The 18,063-nt window shown below is 65.2% G+C and carries 15 protein-coding genes and 1 tRNA gene; 10 read left to right on the top strand and 6 right to left on the bottom strand.

Annotation, left to right across the window (positions count from 1 at the left end; genetic code table 11):
* Positions 1-441: 441 nt before the first annotated feature.
* The 3 genes from IEV83_RS18830 to IEV83_RS18820 form a co-directional block, all read right to left on the bottom strand.
* Positions 442-2,676, bottom strand: coding sequence for a CHASE2 domain-containing protein (locus IEV83_RS18830; protein WP_181760747.1), 2,235 nt, complete (start codon positions 2,674-2,676; stop codon positions 442-444).
* Between the two features lie 134 nt (positions 2,677-2,810).
* Positions 2,811-3,704, bottom strand: coding sequence for an RNA polymerase sigma factor RpoH (gene rpoH / locus IEV83_RS18825; protein WP_181760746.1), 894 nt, complete (start codon positions 3,702-3,704; stop codon positions 2,811-2,813).
* Between the two features lie 126 nt (positions 3,705-3,830).
* A complete protein-coding gene (locus tag IEV83_RS18820; RefSeq protein WP_181760745.1) occupies positions 3,831-4,877 on the bottom strand; it encodes an RluA family pseudouridine synthase in 1,047 nt (348 codons plus the stop codon).
* Here IEV83_RS18820 and IEV83_RS18815 point away from each other — a divergent pair.
* The 3 genes from IEV83_RS18815 (at position 4,876) to IEV83_RS18805 (ending at position 8,153) form a co-directional block, all read left to right on the top strand.
* Positions 4,876-5,232 carry a hypothetical protein gene (locus IEV83_RS18815; protein WP_181760744.1) on the top strand — a complete coding sequence of 119 codons (357 nt, stop codon included), beginning with the start codon at positions 4,876-4,878 and terminating at the stop codon, positions 5,230-5,232. The genes IEV83_RS18820 and IEV83_RS18815 overlap by 2 nt on opposite strands.
* A gap of 112 nt (positions 5,233-5,344) precedes the next feature.
* Positions 5,345-5,420, top strand: a tRNA-Glu gene (locus tag IEV83_RS18810).
* Between the two features lie 408 nt (positions 5,421-5,828).
* Positions 5,829-8,153: a PAS domain-containing protein gene (locus IEV83_RS18805; RefSeq protein ID WP_181760743.1), complete on the top strand. Its 2,325-nt coding sequence runs from the start codon at positions 5,829-5,831 to the stop codon at positions 8,151-8,153.
* A 37-nt stretch (positions 8,154-8,190) separates the two neighbouring features.
* On the opposite strand, the gene IEV83_RS18800 is transcribed toward IEV83_RS18805, so the two are convergent.
* Positions 8,191-9,345: a coiled-coil domain-containing protein gene (locus tag IEV83_RS18800; RefSeq protein WP_181760742.1), complete on the bottom strand. Its 1,155-nt coding sequence runs from the start codon at positions 9,343-9,345 to the stop codon at positions 8,191-8,193.
* 132 nt (positions 9,346-9,477) lie between these two features.
* Entirely contained in the window at positions 9,478-10,086 is a 609-nt protein-coding gene (locus IEV83_RS18795) for a DUF1134 domain-containing protein (protein ID WP_244628247.1), read from the bottom strand.
* Between the two features lie 218 nt (positions 10,087-10,304).
* Here IEV83_RS18795 and IEV83_RS18790 point away from each other — a divergent pair, with 218 nt between their 5' ends.
* The 7 genes from IEV83_RS18790 (at position 10,305) to IEV83_RS18760 (ending at position 17,372) form a co-directional block, all read left to right on the top strand.
* Positions 10,305-10,730 (top strand): YHS domain-containing (seleno)protein, encoded by a 426-nt coding sequence (locus IEV83_RS18790; protein WP_209003246.1) that lies wholly within the window; start codon positions 10,305-10,307, stop codon positions 10,728-10,730.
* 107 nt (positions 10,731-10,837) lie between these two features.
* The gene (chpT, locus tag IEV83_RS18785; RefSeq protein ID WP_181760741.1) at positions 10,838-11,482 is read left to right on the top strand and encodes a histidine phosphotransferase ChpT; all 645 of its coding nucleotides are present in this window, start codon (positions 10,838-10,840) and stop codon (positions 11,480-11,482) included.
* Between the two features lie 130 nt (positions 11,483-11,612).
* Positions 11,613-14,375 (top strand): hybrid sensor histidine kinase/response regulator, encoded by a 2,763-nt coding sequence (locus tag IEV83_RS18780; RefSeq protein ID WP_181760740.1) that lies wholly within the window; start codon positions 11,613-11,615, stop codon positions 14,373-14,375.
* The gene (locus tag IEV83_RS18775) at positions 14,372-14,851 is read left to right on the top strand and encodes a chemotaxis protein CheW (RefSeq protein WP_181760739.1); all 480 of its coding nucleotides are present in this window, start codon (positions 14,372-14,374) and stop codon (positions 14,849-14,851) included. The genes IEV83_RS18780 and IEV83_RS18775 overlap by 4 nt, the downstream gene beginning before the upstream one ends.
* Positions 14,852-14,909: 58 nt before the next feature.
* Positions 14,910-15,275 carry a response regulator gene (locus IEV83_RS18770; protein WP_181760758.1) on the top strand — a complete coding sequence of 122 codons (366 nt, stop codon included), beginning with the start codon at positions 14,910-14,912 and terminating at the stop codon, positions 15,273-15,275.
* 22 nt (positions 15,276-15,297) lie between these two features.
* A complete protein-coding gene (locus tag IEV83_RS18765) occupies positions 15,298-16,515 on the top strand; it encodes a protein-glutamate methylesterase/protein-glutamine glutaminase (RefSeq protein ID WP_209003245.1) in 1,218 nt (405 codons plus the stop codon).
* Positions 16,512-17,372: a CheR family methyltransferase gene (locus IEV83_RS18760; RefSeq protein ID WP_181760738.1), complete on the top strand. Its 861-nt coding sequence runs from the start codon at positions 16,512-16,514 to the stop codon at positions 17,370-17,372. Before IEV83_RS18765 ends, IEV83_RS18760 begins: the two co-directional genes overlap by 4 nt.
* Before the next feature lie 101 nt (positions 17,373-17,473).
* Here IEV83_RS18760 and IEV83_RS18755 read toward each other — a convergent pair whose 3' ends face one another.
* Positions 17,474-17,929 (bottom strand): DsrE family protein, encoded by a 456-nt coding sequence (locus tag IEV83_RS18755; protein ID WP_181760737.1) that lies wholly within the window; start codon positions 17,927-17,929, stop codon positions 17,474-17,476.
* Positions 17,930-18,063 lie beyond the last annotated feature (134 nt).

Raw genomic sequence — 18,063 nt, 5'->3', positions numbered from 1 at the left:
AAATATGTGGTGAGTCTCAAGCAAACCGCTGGGTTTCATGCGTGGATTGACAGTCGTCTGACGAGTGGGTCGGTTTTTGTATCTGAGGATTTCAAGGCAGCAATGGCGGCAGCTGAGGCTATCGGTATTGGCTTCAATACCTTTGAAACGACTTGTGGGCAGGGCCGATAGGGAGCAGTCTCTCGGACTGCTTCCAACCGGAAACGGCACCTCCCGCGTCAGCCTGGGCAAGCTTTTGCGCGACCCGGGACCGGGGGGGGGCAAAAGACGGCATTTCCAGCAGACTGGAATCGAAAGGCCGCGTTTCACCGATCCCGGTCGCCGCTTTATCCGGGAGGGCGCGCCTCACGGGGCTTTGTCATCACACGTGAGGCTCTTGAGTTTGTTTCAAGCCCCCCTCCCTCGGTTTCCAAAGGGAGGCCGCTCTCGTCTTCCGCCGTGTCACATCTGGCGTTCCGCTACGGCCGGCAGGGCGGCGATGCGTTCGGCGAAGCGGTCGTAGAAGCCGCTTAGTCGGTCTGGGGCATGGGCGCGGCAGGTGGCAAGGGCGCGGGCCGCGGCTTCCGCCTCGCCGGCGTCGATATGGGCAATCAGGGTGTCATGCGCTGCCTTGAGGGCGATGAATTCCGGGCTTGCCGCGGCGTCGGGAGTGTCCACCAGAGCGAACAGCTTGATCGGCACGCTCTTGCCCTTGAGCGGGATGGCACCGGCCTCCAGCAAGGCGAAATCCCCCGCCGCGTGGGCGGTGTCTTCGGAGACCAGGCATTCGGCGCCCACTGCCTTGCAGCTCGATTCGATCCGGGCGGCGACATTCACCGCATCGCCGATCACCGAATAGTTGAAGCGCTGGTCCGAGCCCATGTTGCCGACGCAGGCCTCGCCGGTGTTGAGGCCGATGCCGATGCGCACCGGACCGACCGGTAGGGACCGGGCGTGAAAGCCGAAGGCATCGGCCGCGTTCAGGTTCTCCACGGTGTCGATCATGGCCAGCGCCGCGCGGCAGGCAAGGCGGGCATGGTCGGCAACTTCCACCGGCGCATTCCAGAAGGCCATGATGCTGTCGCCGATGTATTTGTCGATGGTGCCGTGCCGGGCCTGGATCTCCGCGCTCAAGGGGGACAGGAGGGCGTTGAGAAAGGCGACAAGGTCGGTCGGCGTCAATTGCTCGGAAATCGGCGTGAAGCCGCGCACATCCATGAACAGGATGGTCATGTCGCGCATCTCGCCGCCAAGGCGCAGGTCCTCGGGGGTTTCCTCCAGCCGGCGCACCAGTTCCGGCGCCAGATATTGGCCGAAAGCGGTGCGCACGAAGCGTTTTTCCCTCTCCGTCAGAAAGTAGAGCAGGGCGGTGGCGGCCGCGTAGACGACAAACAGATTGGCGGCGGTGGGATAGACCGGATCGACCAGCAGGCCGTGGTTGCGGAACAGGGCGATGGCGCCAAAATAAAGCGCTGCGGCAATGAACCCGCCAAGAGCCGCGGCCCAGAGCGCGCCGACCGATAGCACCAGCGCGATGACGATGAGGCCAAGCAGCAGGGTGGCGATCAGTTCCGCCCCGTCCGCCCAGTCGGGCCGGCTGAGAAAGTCGCCGGCGATAATCTGCTCGGCCGCCTGGGCGTGGATCGAGACCCCGGGCACCAGTTCGCCAAGCGGGGTCGCGCGCATGTCGTTCAGGCCGACCGAGGAGGTGCCGATGAAGACGATCTGCCCCTCGATCAGCGGTGCGATCCGCGCGGTCTCTTCAGGAACGAGAAGATCGGCGGCGGAGACGTAACGATCCGGCCGGTCGGCGTTGAAATAGACCCACAGCTCGCCGAACGCGGTTGTTGGCAAGGCGATGGCGCCAGTCTTGATATCGGTGATTGCATCGGTGCCGGGGGCCGGTTCGCCGCTGGCGCCGGTGGCGCGAATGATCAGGCCGCTTGCCCCTTGCGCCACCCGCAGGGCCTCCAGCGCCAGGCTGGGGTAGAGCGCGGTGCCGTCGGAAAACAGCATCGGGATGCGCCGGACGATGCCGCCGGTGTCGCGGGTCGACAGGCTGACCCCGCCGCTTCCCGCCGCCGGGGCCTCCAGCGCGGGCAGGCTGGTCAGCGCGGAGGGAAAGGCCGGCAGGACCGTGGCCGGATCGCTGCCGGCATAGGCAATGCCCGCCTTTTGTTCCGGTGTGCGGCCGTTTGCGTCCGGCCGCACGGCGAAACCGAGAACCACCGGTGCGGTGGCGATGGCCTCGGCGAACTGGGCGTCGGTGTCGGGCAGGCGGCGCAGCAGGCGGGCGATCTCGCCCCGGTCCGGCGTTTCCGCCTCTGGAGGTATCGAGGGGGCCGGTTTAGTGGGAAGAAAACGGTGCGGCGAGAGCCGGTCGGCTTCGGCGAAGATGATGTCATAGACGATGGCCGCCGCGCCCAGATCCCTGAGGCGCTCGGTCATTTGCGCCAGCAGGTCGCGGGACCAGGGCCACTGGCCGTGGATCGCGAGTGCGCGCTCGTCGATGTCGACGATGCGCACCGGGATTTCCGGGCGTTCCATGCGCGGCCAGAACTTTTGGTAGTAGTCGAAGCCGAGCAGGCGGATGGAGGTCAGGAAGCCGGGATCGAGTGCCCGCAGCAGCACCACCGCGAGGAGAAACGCGCTGGTCACCGCCGCGACCTTCGCGCGTTTGCTTCGCAGGATCGACATGGGCTTCCCCGGCCAGGATCGCGGCGCCGGTGCGTCGCCGCCCGGCAAGGTTAGAAAAAGGCGGCGGTCCCGGCAAGCGGGTCGGGGAGGGGAAGGGAAGGGGAGGGGAGTGAGCGGCCCTGTGGCCGGGCCGCTCAGGCGCCAGAGGCGCGGGGCTGTTCCAGCTCCCGCGCGCTGCGGCGGACTGCCTTCTGTACCTTTTCGAAGGCGCGCACCTCGATTTGCCGCACCCGTTCGCGGCTGACGCCGAATTCGCCGGACAGCTCTTCCAGCGTGATCGGGTCTTCGGCCAAGCGCCGGGCCTCGAAGATGCGCCGTTCGCGGTCGTTCAGGACCTCCATGGCGTCGCCGAGCATCTTGCGGCGCATGTCCAGCTCTTCCTGACGCGCGAACAGGGTCTCCTGGCTTTCGCTCTCGTCGACCAGCCAGTCCTGCCATTCGCCGCCATCGGCTTCGGCGCGGATTGGCGCGTTGAGCGAGGCATCGCCGGCAAGGCGGCGGTTCATCGACACCACGTCGCCTTCGGTCACCCCCAGCTTGGTGGCGATCTGGGTCACCTGCTCGGGCTTCAGGTCGCCTTCGTTCAGCGCCTGGATCTTGCCCTTGAGGCGGCGCAGGTTGAAGAACAGGCGCTTCTGATTGGCGGTGGTGCCCATTTTCACAAGGCTCCAGGAGCGCAGGATATACTCCTGGATCGCGGCCTTGATCCACCACATGGCGTAGGTGGCAAGGCGGAAGCCCTTGTCCGGCTCGAAGCGCTTGACCGCCTGCATCAGGCCGACATTGCCTTCCGAGACCACCTCGGAAATCGGCAGGCCGTAGCCGCGATATCCCATGGCGATCTTGGCAACGAGCCGCAGATGCGAGTTGACCAGCCGTTCCGCGGCCTGTGGGTCTTCATGCTCCTTGTAGCGCTTGGCGAGCATGTATTCTTCCTGCGGTTCCAGCATGGGGAACCGGCGGATTTCATCGAGATAGCGGCTGAGCCCTCCTTCGGCGGAGCTCAGTACCGGAATGTTCTGGGCCATGAACAGCACCCCCTTTTTCACAAAACAGGCCCCCGGATCGGAGTGTTTGCCGATCCCGCGGCGGGCCGTTCGATCGGCGCCCCTCAGGCGCGCCGAGGTCTCAATATAGGGAGCAATTCGACAAAATCAGGGCTTAATTTTCGTCATTGACGTGCCGAGCGCCCGGAAGCCGGCGACAAGTTCGGCAAAATCGGCGGGCAGCGGACTTTCGAACTTCAGCGTCTCGCCGCTCACCGGATGGGCGAAGGCGAGGAGGCCAGCATGCAGCGCCTGACGGTGAAATCCCTCCACCTTCGCGCGCAAGGGCTTGGGCAGGCGCGCCGCCTTGGTCTTGAAGCCGGCACCGTAATCGGCATCGCCCACGAGCGGGTGGCCGATATGGGCCATGTGAACGCGGATCTGGTGGGTGCGCCCGGTCTCCAGCCGGCAGGTGATCAGGGAGGCGAGCGGTTCTTCGCCGATCGGGCCGAACCGCTCGTTGATCTGCCAATGGGTGATCGCATGGCGCCCGCCGTGACGCACCACGGCGATCTTCTGCCGGTTGGAGGCGGAGCGGGCAAGGTCTGCCTCGATGGTGCCGCTCGCCCGGCCGGGCGCGGTCCAGACCAGCGCCGAATAGGCCCGCTCCAGCGGACCGGTGCGGCCGTGATCGGCGAATTGCTCGCTGAGGGCCTGATGCGCCTTGTCGGTCTTGGCGACCACCAGCAAGCCGGTGGTGTCCTTGTCGATCCGGTGGACGATGCCGGGCCGGCGCACGCCGCCGATGCCGGACAGGCTGTCGCCGCAATGGTAGAGCAGCGCATTGACCAGCGTTCCCGACCAGTTGCCGGCGCCGGGATGAACCACGAGGCCTGCCGGCTTGTCGATCACGATCAGTTGATCGTCCTCAAAGACCACGTTGAGCGGGATGTTCTCCGGTTCCGGATCGGCGTTTTCCGGGGCCGGAAGCTCCAGCACCACGGTCTCGCCCTCGTTGACCCGGTATTTGGGCTCAACTATGGTCCGCTCGCCGATATGGGCCCGTCCCTGCTTGATCAGGGCCTGGATCCGGTTCCGGCTGAACTCGGGCAGGTGCCGGGCAAGGCAGGCATCGAGCCTGGATCCGGCATCTTCCGTAGCAATCGATACTTCGGCCCGACCGGTTTCGGGCTGTTCTTGAGTGGAAACGATCATGACACATCCCGCTGTTGACGAGAGCCCCGACACGGAGGCGCCGCTCGATCCGGCGGCGCAACGGCTTCAGGCAAAGCTCAAGCGTTTGCTGGCCGTTTCGAGTCTCATCATGGTGCTCGGGTTCGTCGCGGTGTTCGCGGCCATCATTTACAAGCTGACCGAGGGCGGGACGCGGCCCGGTGCCGGCGATATAGCCGCTACCGTCGCCATCGGCAAGGACGGACAGGTGGAAAGCATGGCAATGGCCGAGGGCCGGCTCATCCTCCTGGTGCGCGAAGGTACCGCCAGCCGGCTGCTTTATCTCGACCCGGCAACCGGCCAGGTGCTCGGCGAAACGGCCTTCGTGGCCCGTTGATCCACAGCTTTGCCGGGGTGTCCGTCGCCGGGATGCATTTTTCCTGCGCGACGGGCTTGCAATTGATCCGGCAAGGGGCTACTACCCGCTCACTGTCGCTCGACCGGCCGATGCCCCCATCGTCTAGCGGTCTAGGACGCCGCCCTCTCACGGCGGAAACAGGGGTTCGAGTCCCCTTGGGGGTACCATTTCCGGCGGTCGCGATACGTCCAGCCCAATCCGCATGTATAAGCAGGCAAGGTGCCTCGCGAAGGGGCGAGCGACCGTTCTGCTATGCCGCGCCCGGGCGATGTCGTGCCCCGTTGCAGTGATTTGCCGAAACTCCCGGTTTCCGCGGCAGCAGCGAGCGAATCGTCTTTCCTTTCCCCGCCCGCCGCTGCCACGGTGGGGGCCTTTCTTCCAGGTGCAAGACGCGCGGGAAGGACGGGCTGCGGCCGTCTTGTCGACAAGCGTCGGTTTCCTTTTCGGTTTCGCTGGTCCTGCCTGTCGTGCATGATCGTATTTTCCCGATTTCGTATGTTCTTCCCTTGCGGCATGATGGGCGAGTTGCGCATATGAACGGCTGACGCGCGGGAAATCGATCGCGGCGCAGCGGCGTGGGGGGCGGTCAACTGTACGACGAGGTCTGGAGCGAGAGCGAGCGGGCGGATGATGGCGAGGCCGCCTGGGACCGGCAGGCCTTGCGCCAGTGCGTGGCGCGGGCCCGGCTGCCGATCTATGTCTGCGATCGGTCCTATGTCATTCGGATCGCCAATCAGGCCTATGCGGATATCGAGGGCCTGCGGGTCGATGAGGTCATCGGCCGGTCTCTTGCCGAGGTCATCGGCAAGGGGATGTTCGAGATCCGCAGGGAATGGCTGGATCAGGCGCTCTGCGGGCAGGACTGCGAAATTCGCACCTGGGTGCGGCCGCGGCACAAACCGTCGGGCCGGCAATATGAGGTGCAGTATCTTTCCCTGAAAAACGATGCGGGCGATGTCGCCGGTGTGGTGGTGCTGGCAACGCCGGTCGGCGCGGCGGAGGCGGAACCGGCTGCCCGGGCGTTGCGGAGCTATCGTCAGGTGTTCCGTCAGGCGGAGGACGGGTTGTTGCGGCTGGAGGCGCTGCGGGCGCCGGATGGCCAGGTGGTGAGTTTTCGTATCCTGGAAGCCAATCCCGCGATTGCCCGCGTGGCCGGACGGCGGCAGGACGAGCTGGAAGGGGAATTGCTGTCTGATGCGCTGGCCGACCTGGAGCCGTCGGACCTGCAGGACCGGCTTGAGGACGCCATCCGCGCGGGGGCGCCGCAGCAGTTCGATATTCATCACCGCCTGGGCGGGCGCGAAGGCTGGCTCCGGGCGGGGGTCTACAGCGGCGATGGCAACGAACTGACGGTGTTGTTCAGCGACATCAGCGAAGCGGTCGACCACAAGCGCCAACTGCAGACGATGGTGGAGCGGCTGTCCAGCGAAACGCGCCGGTTTCAGCGTCTTTACCAGAAAACGCCAGCACTGCTTTTGTCGTTGTCGGAGGCCGGCATCATCGAGGACGCCAGCGATCTCTTGTTCGAGCGCCTCGGCGTGGCGCGGGGAAATCTCATTGGCCGGCCGTTTTCTCAGTTCCTGGCGCCGGATGCGCTTGAGCGGTTGAGCGAGGACGGCTGGCCGCGTTTGTTTCGCGACGGGTCGATCGACGCCGAACCCTGTTGCCTGATCTTGCCGGAGAGCGGCCAGCGCTTCGAGGTGGAACTGTCCGCGTTTCTTGCGGAGGAAGGGCTGCGCAGCGGCGTGCGTCAGGTGATGATCGTGCTGGCGGACGTGACCCAGCGCAACAGGGCCCTTTACAACAGCAAGCGCAGCGAGCGGGACTACCGCATTCTCGTCGACCGCCTGCCGGACCTGATTTCGCGCGCCCGGCCCGATGCGACGCTGTTTTTCGTCAACCGGCACTACATCGACTTTTTCGGGCCCGATGAGGCGGGGTTGCTGGGGCGCAAGTTCACCGAACTGGTTCCCGAAACCGGCCAGCAAGCGCTACAGGGGCAGCTTGCGGCGATGACCCGGGAGGCGCCGGCATCGATCCTGGAGCAGGTCAACTACGATCGCTATGGCGCGGCGCGCAATATTCTCTGGTTCAGCCTGCTGATACACGATGTTCATGGCCAGCCACAGGAAATCCTGTCGATCGGCCGGGATGTGACGGCGCTGCGAGAGGCCAACAATCGGCTGCTCGACCACGCCGCCCGGCTGGAAAGCGCGAATGAAAGCCTGCAGCAGTTCGCCTTCGTGGCCTCGCATGACCTGCAAGAACCCTTGCGCAAGATCCGGCTTTACGCCGATGTGCTGCGGTCGGTGGTGGCGCCGAAGGCCGGCGGCGAGGCGGACGAAGCGCTGGACGTCATCACGCGCGCGGCGCGCAGCGGCAGCCAGCTGATTTCCGATCTTCTGACCTATACCCGCTCGGTGAGCCGCGATCTGGAGGTCAGGGGCATACAGGTTGGCGATGTGGTGAACCGGGTGCTGCAGGAACTGGGCGAGGAAATCGCTCAGGCCGGGCTGGCGGTCACCTGCGAGATCCTGCCCGACCCGGTGCTGGCCGACCCGATTTCCTTGCGCGAAGTGCTCTACAATCTTGTGACCAACGCGATCAAATATCGTGCTCCGGGCCGGGCGGCGGCGATGACCATCCGCTTCGCGGCGACCGACGGCGAGAAACGCGGCTTCACGCTGAGTGTCGAGGACAATGGCATCGGCTTTGAGCAAGGCTATGCGGAGTTGATCTTCCAGCCGTTCAAGCGCTTGCACAGCCGGGGGGCGGTCGAGGGCACCGGCATCGGTCTTGCGATCTGCGAGATGGTGGCGCGGCGCAATGGCTGGACGATCCGTGCCTCGGGCCGACCGGGCGAGGGCGCGCGGTTCGACCTGATCTTGCCGAAAGGCTGAACGAGGCCACCATCACCTGGCAGCCGGGGGCTGGCGCTCAGGTCTTTGCCTTCTGTCTGCCTCGGGAGGCTGGCCGAGCGATGCTTGTGCGCGAACGGGGATCAAGCGAGCCGTCGCTGTTCAGGCGCTGCCGCGCATCCTGGATGCGGGCGGAGAGGGAGGCCGCTTTCCGGGCCAGATCACTGGCGCCGGCGGCGGGCGTTGCCGTGCCTTCGGCCAGGGAGGCAAGCTCCTCATCGGAGGCGATGGAGGCGACGACGGAAGCTGCCAGATCCGCCAGTTGGGTCCGCAGCGCCTGGAAGGTCACATCGTCTTGCAACTGGGCGCGCAGGCGCGCGTTTTCCGCTTCGAGCCGGGCGGCAGCCGCAGCGGTCTCGGCCGCATCGCCGGGCCGGCGATGGTAGGCAGGGTCATCCGCCGCGTGCTGCTGGTGACTTTCCTCAAGCTGCAGCGAGAGCCGGGCGATTTCCGCCTGGGCGCTGACCAGGCGGGACTCGGCCTCGAACAGACGGTCGTCCCGCGCGCGCTGCGCCGCCCGATTGTCGCTGTCAGCGGCTGCGGCGGTTTCGCCGGTCTTCAACTGGTGGCGCAATGCGGCAATCTCAGATTCAAGTGCGGCGACCTGGGTGAGATGAGACGCATCGGCCCATTCCCGTGTTCTGGCCCGTGTTCCGGCCCGTGTTCCGGCCCGTGCGCCGGCATCTGAGGCGACCGCCGGCGCGGGCTGCGCCTCATCGGCTGTGCTTTGGGCCATTTCGTCCCGCCGTTTCACCACCCGTTCCAGCTCCCGCATGCGCGCCCGTGCCCGTGCCAGCGCCTCTTCCCGTTCCAGAAGATCCCGGTGCAGGGCTTCCTCGCGCTCCTGGGCATCGGCCAGGGCCTGTTCCCGCGCCAGGACTTCCTTACGCATGTCCGCGGAGCCGGCTTCGGCCCGGTCGCGGGCCAGCCGATTGGCCGTGGCCTGCTCCTGCAGTTGCTGAAGAGCGATTTCCAGGCGCCGGCACTCCAGTGCATGGGCGGCGCGCAGGCCGCTGATCTCGGCGCGGACATCGGCATGAGAGATGGGGCTGGTGGCTTCGACCGCACGGTGGGTCAACCGCACCGCCCGGCGCCACACCGCCGGCAGTATCGCGATGGCAATGAGCCCGGCAATGAAGAAGCCGAGCGCCATGTACATTGCCGCTTCAATCAAGGCCGGTCACCATGGTTTGCCATCTCGGGCGTCTGCCTGCGCGGACGTTCGCCGCTGCAAGCGCTGCTTCTCCCACGCCCCTTGATTACCCGACCGTCAGCCTCGCGCCAAGCGTCGTTGTCGGTTCGCCGGTCAAAACGGGTTCCAGGTCGGCTCCGGGGTGAATTTCAGATAGCCCACATTGACGCCGAGCCGGGCGCCGATCCCCGCACGGACCGGAACCACGTAGATGTCGTGGTTCGACAGCACCGTCATGCCGAAGCCGCCGACCAGATAGGCCGAGCCGTTGACGCCCACATAGCGGCGGTACATGGCATTCGTGTCGGGCAGATTGTAGACCAGCATCATCACCCGGGCGCCGTCGCCGCCCACATCCCAGCCGAGCGAGGGGCCTTGCCAGAACACCTTATGGGTGCCAGCGTTGCGGGTGTAGAGTTGGCCTTCGCCATAGCGGGCACCGGCGAGCAGGGCCGCCGAGCCCTCCTCGCCAAGGATGTAGCCGTTGGGCTGGCCATATTGCGCGACGGCCTTTTCCACCACCGAGGCGAGCCCGCCGGAGATCTGCCCGAAAAACCGGTGGCCGGTGTCGAGCAATTCACCCTGATCGTACTGTTCGGGCTGCTGGGCTGCGGCCGGGGCGGAGAGGGCGACGGTGGCGAGGATCCCGAGACAGACCAGCAGCAGGTGAGGCCAATGGGCGGCCCGGATGCCCAGGCGCTGGATCATCATTGTCTGGATCATGTGCACTCTTCCTTCCAACTTCCCATGCTCGTCCCGACCGTCCGGCGGCCGTCTTCGTCCCGGAACCGGTGCGGCCGGCCCTCGGCCGGTTGCCTGGCGGGCGCTCCCGGGGGCACAGTCCGGACGGGAGAACCTGCGGGACTGATTCGATGACAGAGTGTAGTCGAAATCGGAAAACATTATGGTCGGCGGTTGCGGCGCTGGGCGCGGGGCTCCTGATGATGACAGGCGCCGGGGCGGCGCTGGCGCAGGGCTTCGCCACCGACGCGATGACCGGCTATGCGGTCGGCGGACACGATCCGGTCGCTTATTTCATCGACCGCAAGCCGCGTCGCGGGGTGCCGGACCATGAATTGCGCTGGGCCGATACGGTCTGGGTGTTCGTCAACGAGGGCAATCGGGCGGCGTTCGAAAAGGCGCCGGAGGTGTATGCGCCCTATTTTTCCGGATGCGACCCCTATGCCCTGGCACAGGGCGGGGTGACCCAGGGCAACCCGATGATCTTCGCGCTCTATGACGGGCGGCTCTTGCTGTTCCACTCGGAGATCAACCGGTTCCTGTTTCTTGCCGATCCGGTGGTGCTCGACCGGGCGGCGCAGGGCAACGCCCGGCGGCTCGGCTGTCCACTGCTGGCCCGGCGCTGATCCGGCGCGGTCGGCTTGGCAGCGCGCGGGCGGGGGTGTAACCCTGTCGAAACTGGCGAATCAGCCGCCGTTCCTGTCCGATGTGTCCGGCCACCGAGGATCCCTGAATGACCGCTATCGAAGATCTCACCGCACTCGACCTTGCCGCGCTGGTGGCCAGCCGCGTCTGCCATGACATCATCTCGCCGGTCGGCGCCATCACCAACGGCCTGGAGGTGCTGGACGAGGAAGGCAACGAGGACATGCAGGAATTCGCCATGGACCTGATCCGCAAGAGCGCGCGGCAGGCCTCGGCGAAACTTCAGTTCGCGCGGCTGGCGTTCGGCGCGGCCGGGTCCGCCGGCTCGGAGATCGACCTGGGCGACGCCCATGCGGTGGCCGTCGGCTTCCTCGCCAACGAAAAGGCGGAGATCGACTGGCAGGTGCCGCGCCTGTTGATGGCCAAGAACCGGGTCAAGCTGCTGCTCAACCTCATCCTGCTGGCCAATCAATGCGTCCCGCGCGGCGGTCTGATCACCGTGCGCATGGAGGGAGAGGTTAACGCGCCGACCTTCGAACTGGTGGTGACCGGGTCCACGACCAAGGTGCCGGCGCTGGTCATCGACATGATGTCCGGGGTGGAGCCGGAGCGGATCGATGCGCATACCGTGCAGCCGGTGTATGCCGTTTTACTTGCACGGGAATCGGGAATGCATTTAGATGTTGTTAAGGAAGAAGCTGGCGTGAAAATCATCGCGTCGTCTTCCTTATGATTTCTGTTCTGCGCCAGAAGAGGCGTTTCAATTTATCTTAACTGTTTCGGTCTCATGCTCACTGGCAGGGATGGGTTGCCCGGTCACAGGATCGGGTGGCGTACCAGTAACCAGTCGGGTGAGTTTGACCATGGACGACTTGCTTAGCGAGTTCCTTACAGAAACGAACGAAAGCCTTGATGTCGTCGACGTCGAGCTTGTGAAGTTCGAACAAGAACCGAATAACGAGAAGATCCTCGATAACATCTTCCGTCTGGTGCACACGATCAAGGGAACCTGCGGGTTCCTTGGTCTGCCCCGCCTTGAGGCGCTGGCGCATGCGGCCGAGACCCTGATGGGCAAGTTCCGAGATGGTGCGCCCGTTACCGAGGAAGCGGTGTCGCTGATCCTGATTTCCATCGACCGGATCAAGGAGATCCTGGCCGATCTGGAGACCGCCGGCGGGGCCGAGCCGGAAGGCAGCGACGACGATCTGATCTCCCAGCTGGAGCGTCTGTCCCTGTCCGCCCGCACCGGGGCCGAGGCGGAGGCCGAAGCCGAAGCCGACGCGGGACCGGATGTCACCACCGGCGAACTGGTCGAGCAGGTGCTGGAACGGCCGCTGCGCCCGGGCGAGGTGTCCCTCGACGATCTGGAGCGCGCCTTCCGCGAAGCCGAATGCGAGGTCGAACTGCCCGTTGAGGCGCCGGCGGGCGAGCCTGCTGCCGAGGCGCAGGACGACGCGCCGCCGCCGCTGACGGTGAAGGCCGGCGCGGCGCGAAAGGCAACCACGGAAGCCAAGGGGCTGGAGAAGGCGGAAAAAGAGAACAAGTCGGGGTCTTCGGTGTCGAGCCAGTCCATCCGCGTTGCGGTGGAAACGCTTGAGCACCTGATGACCATGGTCTCGGAGCTGGTGCTGACCCGCAACCAGCTTCTTGAGATCGTCCGCCGCCACGAAGACAGCGAGTTCAAGGTGCCGCTGCAGCGGCTGTCGAACGTGACGGCGGAGCTGCAGGAAGGCGTCATGAAGACGCGGATGCAGCCGATCGGCAACGCCTGGCAGAAGCTGCCGCGCATCGTGCGCGATCTCAGCCAGGAGCTGGACAAGCCGATCGAGCTGGAAATGGTCGGCGCGGAAACCGAACTGGACCGGCAGGTTCTGGAGCTGATCAAGGATCCGCTCACCCACATGATCCGCAACTCCGCCGATCACGGGCTGGAGATGCCGAGCGACCGGCGCGCCGTCGGCAAGCCGGAGAAGGGCACGATCACCCTGTCCGCCTATCACGAGGGCGGCCATATCATCATCGAGGTCAAGGACGACGGCCGCGGCATCGATGTGGAGCGGGTGAAGTCCAAGGTTCTCGAACGCGGCCTGGCCAGCGAGGCCGAGCTGGAGAAGATGACGGATCAGCAGATCCACAAGTTCATCTTCCATGCGGGCTTCTCCACGGCGACGAATGTCACCAGCGTGTCCGGCCGCGGCGTCGGCATGGATGTGGTGCGCAACAATGTGGAGCTGATCGGCGGCTCGATCGACCTGCGCTCGACGGCAGGCCAGGGCTCCAGCTTCATCATCAAGATCCCGCTGACGCTGGCGATTGTCTCGGCGCTGATCGTCGAGGCGGGCGGCGACCGCTACGCCATTCCGCAACTCTCCGTGGTGGAATTGGTGCGCGTCCAGAACAATTCCGAGCACCGCATCGAGCGGATCAAGGACACACCGGTGCTGCGCTTGCGCAACAAGCTCCTGCCGCTGGTGCACATGTCCTACCTGCTCGGCGCCGACGACACGGATGTGAACAGCGAGCTGGAATCCGATACCGGCTTCATCGTCGTCATGCAGGTCGGCAACCAGACCTTCGGCGTCGTCGTCGACGGGGTGTTCCACACCGAGGAAATCGTCGTCAAGCCGATGTCCTCCATGCTGCGCAACCTGACCATGTTCTCCGGCAATACCATCCTGGGCGATGGCGCGGTGATCATGATCATCGATCCGAACGGTGTTGCCTCGGCGATGGCCAGCCATGCCTCCAGCGTGGTTGCGGAAGGGGAGCGCAAGGAGGTGGAGGAAGCCATCGCCGCGGCGATCGACGGTCAGTCGTCGGTGTCCATGCTGCTGTTCCGCGCCGGCTCGTCCGAACCCAAGGCGGTGCCCTTGTCGCTGGTCACCCGGCTTGAGGAATTCGAGGTCTCGAAGATCGAGCATTCCAACGGCCGCGACCTGGTGCAGTATCGCGGCGCCCTGATGCCGCTCGTCTACATCGATCCGGCGCAGACCCGCCGTTCGGAAGGCACCCAGCCGATGCTGGTGTTCTCTGATGCCGGCCGCTCGATGGGCCTCGTGGTCGACGAGATCGTCGATATCGTCGAGGATCGGATGAACATCGAGGTCGGTTCGGACCGGGCGGGCATTCTCGGCTCGGCGGTGATCAAGGAAAAGGCAACCGAGGTGATCGACCTTGGCTACTACCTGCCGCAGGCCTTCGAAGACTGGTTCATGCGTAAGGAAATGGACATCGCCGCCCTGACCAAGAAGGTGCTTCTGGTCGACGACAGCGCGTTTTTCCGCAACATGCTGACGCCGGTGCTGAAGGCGGCGGGCTATGACGTGACCGCCTGCCAGAGCGCCCAGCAGGCCTTCGAGCTTCTGGAAAACGGCGATACGTTCCATGCGATCGTCAGCGACATTGAGATGCCGGACATCAACGGCTTCGAGTTCTGTGAGGCGCTGCGGCGCGATCCGCGCTTCCGCAAGGTGCCGGTGCTCGCCCTGTCGGCGGTGGTCTCCCCGGCCTCGATCGAGCGCGGGCGTCAGGCCGGCTTCGATGACTACGTGGCGAAATTCGACCGGCCGGGGCTGATTGCGTCGCTCAAGGACATGTTCTCTGGTGAATTGGGGATTGCGGCATGAGCAGCAACGACAATCTTGCGACCGGCGCGGAAGACAGCATCCAGTATGTGACCGTCGTCATCGGCGGCCAGTTGTTCGGTCTGCCGATCAGCCAGGTGCATGATGTGTTCGTGCCCGACAGCGTCACGCGGGTGCCGCTGGCGGCGCCCGAGGTGGCGGGGGTGCTGAACCTGCGCGGTCGCATCGTTACGGCGATCGACATGCGCAAGCGCCTGCATCTGCCCGATCGGGACGAGAACGCGCAGGTGATGGCCGTCGGCATCGAGCACAAGGGCGAGAGCTACGGGCTGGTGATCGACACGGTCGGCGAGGTCCTGCGCCTGTCGATGGATTCGCACGAGCCGAACCCGTCGAATCTCGACAAGCGCTGGGCGGAGATCTCCGGCGGCGTTCATCGCCTGGATGGCAAGCTGATGATCATCCTCGATATCAAGCGCCTGTTCGGCGCCATGGTGGAGCCGATGGCGGCCGCCTGAGCTTCACAAACACACCGGGATCGGCATGCCGGGTATCGGCATTCGGGAGCAAATAGAAATGAAACACTGTCTCGTCGTCGACGATTCAAGCGTGATCCGGAAGGTCGCTCGTCGCATCCTCGAGGAGCTCGAGTTCGAGATCAGCGAAGCGGAAGATGGCCTGAAGGCGCTGGAGCTGTGCCGCCAGCGGATGCCGGACGCGATCCTGCTGGACTGGAACATGCCGGAGATGGACGGCCTGGAGTTCCTGCTGGCGCTGCGCAAGGAAGAAGGTGGCGGCGCGCCAATCGTGGTGTTCTGCACCACGGAGAACGATGTTGCGCATATCACCCGGGCCATTCGCGCCGGTGCGAACGAGTACATCATGAAGCCGTTCGACAAGGATATCGTCGAAGCGAAGTTCCAAGAAGCCGGTCTTCTGTGAACGGCCCGAAGGAACCTGGAAAATGAGCCCCATTCCTTCTGCCGCCGCGGCCCCGGGCGGGGCCGCCGGCACCGCCATCCGCGTGATGGTGGTGGACGATTCGGTGGTCATTCGCGGCCTGATCGGTCGCTGGGTCGAGGAAGATCCGGCTCTGCAGCTCGTCGCGGCGCATCGCAACGGCAGGTTCGCGGTGGATGACATCGAGCGCAGCGCCCCGGATGTGGTCGTGCTCGATATCGAAATGCCGGAAATGGACGGCCTGACCGCCCTGCCGCTGATGCTCAAGAAGAAGCGCGACCTCATCGTGGTGATGGCTTCGACCTTGACCCGGCGCAATGCCGAGATCAGCCTGCGGGCATTGTCGCTCGGCGCTCAGGATTATATTCCGAAGCCGGAAACCTCCAGCGCGGTCACCACCTCCCAGGATTTCCGGCGGGATCTGATCGAAAAGATCAAGGCCCTTGGCCAGCGTCGGCGGGGCCAGCCCTCGGCCGGGGCACGGCCGATGCGGGCCCAGACCAGCGCCGGCCGGCAGGCCGCGCAAACGCCGGTCTCGCGGGCTCCGGCAGTGCCGCGCGGCTATGCCCGGGCAGGCGCCGTGCCGCATGCTGCTCCGGCGGGGCTGGAGGCGAAGACGCGGGCCTACTCGAACGTCCGGCCGCGCATCATTGCCATCGGCTCCTCGACCGGTGGGCCGCAGGCGCTGCAAAAGGTCCTGTCGGACATCGGCACCGCGATCCGCGAAGTGCCTGTGGTGGTGACCCAGCACATGCCACCAACCTTCACGGCGATCCTTGCCGAGCATCTGGCCAAGGCCGCCATATGCCCGGCCAAGGAGGCCGAGCATGGTGAGGTGCTGAAGCCGGGGCATATCTATGTCGCGCCCGGCGGCCATCACATGACGGTTGTCAAGGAGGGTGGCCAGGTGATGGCGCAGCTCAATGACGAGCCGCCGATCAACTTCTGCAGGCCGGCCGTCGATCCGTTGTTCGACAGTGTGGCCAAGGTGTACGGCTCGGCGACCCTGGCCGTGGTTCTGACCGGCATGGGACATGACGGTGCCGATGGCGTGCGCACGATTGCCGCCGGCGGTGGCAGCATCATTGCCCAGGACGAGGCGACGAGCGTCGTCTGGGGCATGCCCGGTGCCGCGGCTCAGACCGGACTGTGCAGTGACATTCTTCCGATTTCCGATATCGGCCCGAAGATCGTGCGGGTCTTGAGTGGAGGCTTCAGGTGATTGCGTCTCAGTTCGAGTATCTCCAGCAGTTCCTGAAGTCCCGGTCGGGACTGGTCCTGTCCAACGAAAAGCAATATCTCGTCGAAAGCCGGCTGTTGCCGGTGGCCCGGCGGCACGGGCTGTCGAGTCTGAGCGAGCTGGTGCAGGCCATGCAGAAGCCGGGGGCGACACAGATCGCGACCGATGTGGTGGAAGCAATGACCACCAACGAGAGCTTCTTCTTCCGTGACGGAACGCCGTTCCAGCTGTTTCGGGAGACCATGCTGCCGGCCATGATCAAGGCCCGGGCCGACCGGCGGACGATCCGCATCTGGTGCGCGGCGGCTTCGACGGGGCAGGAGCCCTATTCGCTGGCCATCTGCCTGAAGGAGGCGGCGCACAAGCTGGCCGGCATTCGGGTGGAGATCATCGCCACCGATCTGTCGAGCGAGGTGCTCGACAAGGCGCGCAACGGCATCTACAGCCAGTTCGAGGTGCAGCGCGGCCTGCCGATCCAGACCTTGCTGAAATATTTCACCCAGAAGGGCGATCTTTGGCAGATCAACGCGGATCTCAGGGCGATGGTGCAGTGGCGCAAACTGAACCTGCTGGAGAGTTTCGCCGGGCTTGGCACCTTCGACATCGTGTTCTGCCGCAATGTGCTGATCTACTTCGACCAGCCGACCAAGGTCGATGTGTTGCAGCGGATCGCGCGCGGCATCGCGCCGGATGGCTATCTGGTGCTTGGCGCGGCGGAAACGGTGGTCGGGCTCACCGATGCGTTCCGTCCGGTGCCGGGCCTGCGTGGCCTTTATCAGACCGGTCAGGCCGGGCCGAGCGCTGCCACGCCCCGCCCCCGGTTGTCGGTGGCCGGATAACGCTGGCGCGCCAGTGCGGAATACCTGAACGGCCGGCCCCTTCCAGGGTCGGCCGTTGTTCTGTCCGTTGCCCTCGCGGGGCGGCGTGGGCGTAGTCCCGCTTACCAGGCCAGCGTCTTGACCGCCGGGTCGAACAGCAGGCTCTCGACCACCGGCCAGGTCCCCATCTCAACGCCGTCGATATAGTCGGCCTTGGTCAGTCCGGCTGCCTTGGAGCAGGCGCTGCACATCACCACGCGGCCACCGTCGGCCATGAATGCGGTCAGCATGTCCTGAATGGAGGTGTCCGCCGAGCGCAAGAGACCGGGGACATTGGAGGGGCGCTTCTTGTCCGCCAGATAGACGGCGCGGACATTGAGCCAGATCGCCACCGGTTTGTGGCCGCCCTTCAGAACCCGCTGATGGGCGAAGGAGATCGCCTTGGCGGCCGACCAGGTGTCATCGGTGGTCAGGTTGACGAACAGGCCGGCGGTCTTGTCGGTCTCCGCCGCAGCGGGCTGAAGGGCGGCAAGGGCCATCGCCAGCACGGCCACCAGGAACATCGCGAATTTCTGCATGGGGATCCTCTGATTTCGAATATTCGAATATATGAGGGATACCCATGGGCCACTGCCGCTGTCAATCAGAGGTGGTGCACGTCAGGGGGGCACAAACGCAAAGACCCCGCCAGGGGCGGGGTCCGAGGAGGTCG

The sequence above is a fragment of the Stappia taiwanensis genome (assembly GCF_014635285.1).
In the GTDB taxonomy this organism is placed as follows: Bacteria; Pseudomonadota; Alphaproteobacteria; order Rhizobiales; family Stappiaceae; genus Stappia; species Stappia taiwanensis.
The sequence above is the reverse complement of the archived record's forward strand: the minus strand, read 5'-3'. Positions and strand labels throughout refer to the sequence as shown.

What these genes read in the sequence shown, in the direction of transcription:
- IEV83_RS18830 (WP_181760747.1), bottom strand. Translation starts at nt 2,676, where the DNA reads ATGTCGATCCTGCGAAGCAAACGCGCGAAGGTCGCGGCGGTGACCAGC.
- rpoH (WP_181760746.1), bottom strand. Translation starts at nt 3,704, where the DNA reads ATGGCCCAGAACATTCCGGTACTGAGCTCCGCCGAAGGAGGGCTCAGC.
- IEV83_RS18815 (WP_181760744.1), top strand. Translation starts at nt 4,876, where the DNA reads ATGACACATCCCGCTGTTGACGAGAGCCCCGACACGGAGGCGCCGCTC.
- IEV83_RS18820 (WP_181760745.1), bottom strand. Translation starts at nt 4,877, where the DNA reads ATGATCGTTTCCACTCAAGAACAGCCCGAAACCGGTCGGGCCGAAGTA.
- IEV83_RS18795 (WP_244628247.1), bottom strand. Translation starts at nt 10,086, where the DNA reads ATGATCCAGACAATGATGATCCAGCGCCTGGGCATCCGGGCCGCCCAT.
- IEV83_RS18790 (WP_209003246.1), top strand. Translation starts at nt 10,305, where the DNA reads ATGATGACAGGCGCCGGGGCGGCGCTGGCGCAGGGCTTCGCCACCGAC.
- chpT (WP_181760741.1), top strand. Translation starts at nt 10,838, where the DNA reads ATGACCGCTATCGAAGATCTCACCGCACTCGACCTTGCCGCGCTGGTG.
- IEV83_RS18780 (WP_181760740.1), top strand. Translation starts at nt 11,613, where the DNA reads ATGGACGACTTGCTTAGCGAGTTCCTTACAGAAACGAACGAAAGCCTT.
- IEV83_RS18775 (WP_181760739.1), top strand. Translation starts at nt 14,372, where the DNA reads ATGAGCAGCAACGACAATCTTGCGACCGGCGCGGAAGACAGCATCCAG.
- IEV83_RS18770 (WP_181760758.1), top strand. Translation starts at nt 14,910, where the DNA reads ATGAAACACTGTCTCGTCGTCGACGATTCAAGCGTGATCCGGAAGGTC.
- IEV83_RS18765 (WP_209003245.1), top strand. Translation starts at nt 15,298, where the DNA reads ATGAGCCCCATTCCTTCTGCCGCCGCGGCCCCGGGCGGGGCCGCCGGC.
- IEV83_RS18755 (WP_181760737.1), bottom strand. Translation starts at nt 17,929, where the DNA reads ATGCAGAAATTCGCGATGTTCCTGGTGGCCGTGCTGGCGATGGCCCTT.